Annotated in this window: 2 pseudogenes; both read left to right on the top strand. The window is 60.9% G+C overall.

Annotated elements, in window-relative coordinates:
- Window positions 1-121 (top strand): annotated as a pseudogene (locus EXE42_RS20540) (ABC transporter permease); the annotation flags it as partial.
- A 1-nt stretch (window position 122) separates the two neighbouring features.
- Window positions 123-243: pseudogene (locus EXE42_RS20535) on the top strand (ABC transporter ATP-binding protein); the annotation flags it as partial.

Below are 243 nucleotides of genomic sequence, written 5' to 3'. Positions count from 1 at the left end.
CATGCTTCCCGCGCCGACGTTCAGTATCTTCCCCGGCATCGCCATTCTGATCACCGTCATCGGCTTCAACATTCTCGGCGACGGCCTCCAGGACGCCCTCGATCCGCGGATCAACAACTGATATGAGCGAACCACTACTCAGCGTACGCGATCTCAAGACACAGTTCTTCACCGAGGACGGGACGGTCCGCGCCGTCGACGGCATCTCCTTCGACGTCAACGAGGGGGAGATCGTCGGGCTCG

It is taken from the genome of Halorubrum sp. SP3 (assembly GCF_005435195.1).
Classification (GTDB): domain Archaea; phylum Halobacteriota; class Halobacteria; order Halobacteriales; family Haloferacaceae; genus Halorubrum; species Halorubrum sodomense.
The sequence above is the reverse complement of the archived record's forward strand: the minus strand, read 5'-3'. Positions and strand labels throughout refer to the sequence as shown.